The organism is Streptomyces sp. NPDC059534, from assembly GCF_042743475.1.
Taxonomy (GTDB): Bacteria; Actinomycetota; Actinomycetes; order Streptomycetales; family Streptomycetaceae; genus Streptomyces.
This window is the reverse complement of record NZ_JBHWAQ010000122.1, coordinates 1-2,301: the sequence shown is the minus strand read 5'-3', so window position 1 is coordinate 2,301 and position 2,301 is coordinate 1. Positions and strand designations below refer to the sequence as shown.

The window sequence follows — 2,301 nt, the reverse complement described above, 5'->3', positions numbered from 1 at the left end:
GTCGAGGCCGTAGTCCCAAATTTCTAGCGGAGGAAGTTTGTGGCGGCTTAGTATCTGAAGTGGAATGAGCTCCGGATCCAGACGAGCCTTTGAGCAATTCCAGTATAGGTCGTAAAATAGTCTCTGGGTGCTGCTCGAATTCGACACCCAAAGTTCGAGCCTCACACTTCCATCGGTCATCGTTTTAAAATTTGTCATATCGACGGGAGAGTTGCCGAAATCCTTCCGCCGGACGGAAGCAAGGCTGACATAAGGATAGGCGCCAGGGCAGGAAAGTGTGTGAATTACGGTTCGATTTGGATCCAGCTGCGGATTAGAATAATAATACCTGCACGTGTTCTGATTCACTGGCTCACAGCCAGCCGCCTGCACGGTTCCGGCACTTCCGACCGAAATGAGCCCTGCACCAACAGCGAGGCTCACCGCTGCGGCAATTCGTTTGACTATTCCGAGTTTCATTTATACACTCCACTCTCGCTATTTTGAGTTTCATAAAAACCTTCTGGCGGTGCTCGATTAAAATCCATCGATATTGGCCAGGATGCGCCGCATTGAGAGAACCCGTATCGGGGACTGGAAGGGCTAGGGAGTTACAAAAGGACCACTGCGCAGCACCCTGGAACGGCCAGCCACCTCAGCCGAACATACCCAAAAGCAAGATCAACCGAAATCTCAAACGCGGTCCCAGCGGGAACCGGAAGCACGGCCGCACGCAGTGCGAGGTGATCTCCATCTGCCGAACCAGCCAATAAGCTCACTCGCACAGAAATACCGACTGCATCACTGCCCCGAACGATCACACCAGTTCCACTGAAAGTATTCAACCGAGGAAACTCATTACTGCACGTAACATTTGCCTACGAGCGCAACCGTAAGCATAGAAAAATTGGACCTATTTTGATAGATGTCAATTGCCTGGCTGCACACCAGAGAGGAAACTTTCCCTCGCTACTGAGTTCGGGTTTAATACATCACGAGCATTGCGGAGGTTAACATATCCCGCCGGACAGGAAGTGATATATTATTCTTTCCGTAAACCATTGGAAGGCGGGCCTCGCGCCTCTGTCAACCTTGCACGGAAACCCCCTGGGTCGATAGTTGAGCATTCTATCCCTAGGCTGAAATTGAGATCTAAGCCGCTGCCGTTCTCATTGAGGGGATCGGCTGTCTGGAGCGTACAAGAGGCTGGAATCCCGCTGGCCTGGCCGTTTCTATTGGCCATGGGGGCTGTATATTTTTGGCCCCCGCTGGATTATTTTTCTGGATGAAATCGATACCCCTGAAATGAATTGATAAATATTAGGGCACTTGATTGTGGTCGAGGCTGTCAGGCCGGGCCATATTGACCACAGAGTGGGTTTGCTCTTGTAGTCTGCAGCCGCAGCATGATCCGCCCACAAGAATAACCCCAGCCCCTGGGAGGGAGGATACGGCAGCGGCGACCAGCGGCCTGGACTTTGCCATCTTAGAATTCTCCATACTGCAACAGTCGGAAATATTTTACTTTACCCTTCCTTGCTGAGGAATGAGTAACATGTACTCTAATTCCGGCACCGATTTTCCAATGGCGCTTCTGAATTTGATTGGGTTGTTGTCGGGATTTGGCACGAGCTGAACTGCCAGGGCCACCAAGGACTCCCGAGCGCTGATGCGTGACCTTGATGTGCGCGTGAGCCCACAGGTGTCTGGGTCGTGGGGTGTTGGGCGTGCGGGTCGCACCAAGCGCCGCCGCGATCCGACGGGTCGTCAGCATGCTTTGCCCCGGTCGCCGGGCCTACCTGACCGGTACCGATCCGGGGCCTTGACCCGGAATCCTGGACACGGGCTATGCGGCTGGTGTCAGCGTAGTTGATGTTGTTCTGGACGCTGTTTCGTAGGCGATCGGGCTGCGGTGTCCGAGGCGGGAGTGGCGGCATCGGGTGTTGTAGCGGCGTGATCAACGCGAGTCAGGACGCTGTCGGGCGCGGGGACATGGGCGCGCTTCCTGCCCAGGCCGGGCAGCTCAAGGCCGCCCGGGAGGTGCTTCAGGGGAACAGTTCGAGGAGTCGTTCGCACTGGCGGTGGCCCAGGCCCTGGACGCGGCGGCTCTCGTCTATGCCGAGTTCTTTCATGATCTTCAGCGAGCGGATCTTGCCGATGCCGGGCAGTGCCTCTAGGAGGCGGTGGGTGTAGATGCATCCGGCCACCTCGTCATCGCGCTCGAGCACGGACTGGAGGGATACGCGGCCGCTGCGGATTTCGTCCAGGAGCTCGGCGCGCTCACGGCGGCGCGCGACCGCCTTCCGCAGTGCCTCTTGGCGG

Annotated in this window: 2 protein-coding genes and 1 pseudogene; 1 reads left to right on the top strand and 2 read right to left on the bottom strand. The window is 56.1% G+C overall.

The window, feature by feature from the left end; genetic code table 11:
- Positions 1 to 459: hypothetical protein (locus ACFVZH_RS40205; RefSeq protein ID WP_384905588.1), on the bottom strand; the 459-nt coding region annotated here is incomplete at its 3' end.
- A 1,392-nt stretch (positions 460 to 1,851) separates the two neighbouring features.
- Here ACFVZH_RS40205 and ACFVZH_RS40200 point away from each other — a divergent pair.
- Positions 1,852 to 1,980 (top strand): annotated as a pseudogene (locus ACFVZH_RS40200) (hypothetical protein); the annotation flags it as partial.
- Between the two features lie 44 nt (positions 1,981 to 2,024).
- Here ACFVZH_RS40200 and mihF read toward each other — a convergent pair.
- The coding region (gene mihF, locus ACFVZH_RS40195) for an integration host factor, actinobacterial type (protein ID WP_384905586.1) at positions 2,025 to 2,301 on the bottom strand (277 nt) is incomplete at its 5' end.